A 557-nucleotide genomic window follows, 5' to 3' on the forward strand; every position below is an offset into this window, starting at 1 on the left:
GGCGCCTTCTTGCTGCCGGTTGAAGACGTGTTCTCGATCTCTGGTCGCGGCACCGTGGTGACAGGTCGTATCGAGCGCGGCATCATCAAGGTCGGCGAAGAAATCGAAATCGTCGGTATCCGTGATGTCCAGAAGACAACCGTGACCGGCGTGGAAATGTTCCGCAAGTTGCTCGACCAAGGTCAAGCTGGTGACAACGTCGGCATCTTGCTGCGCGGCACCAAGCGTGAAGATGTTGAGCGCGGCCAAGTGCTGAGCAAGCCAGGTTCGATCAAGCCACACACCCACTTCACGGCTGAGGTGTATGTCTTGTCGAAGGAAGAGGGCGGCCGTCACACGCCGTTCTTCAACAACTACCGTCCACAGTTCTACTTCCGTACAACTGACGTGACCGGTGCTGTTGAGCTGCCAGCGGACAAGGAAATGGTTATGCCTGGCGACAACGTCGGCATGACGATCAAGCTGATCGCTCCGATCGCGATGGAAACTGGTCTGCGCTTCGCGATTCGCGAAGGTGGCCGTACCGTTGGTTCGGGCGTGGTTGCTACGATCATCGC

1 protein-coding gene is annotated in these 557 nt (G+C 57.8%); it reads left to right on the plus strand.

Features of this window, described 5'->3' with window-relative positions; translation table 11 throughout:
• On the plus strand, nucleotides 1–557 hold a 557-nt coding region (locus LNV08_RS22970; protein WP_263536065.1), incomplete at both ends, for an EF-Tu/IF-2/RF-3 family GTPase.

This window comes from Paucibacter sp. TC2R-5 (assembly GCF_025717605.1).
In the GTDB taxonomy this organism is placed as follows: domain Bacteria; phylum Pseudomonadota; class Gammaproteobacteria; order Burkholderiales; family Burkholderiaceae_C; genus Paucibacter_A; species Paucibacter_A albus.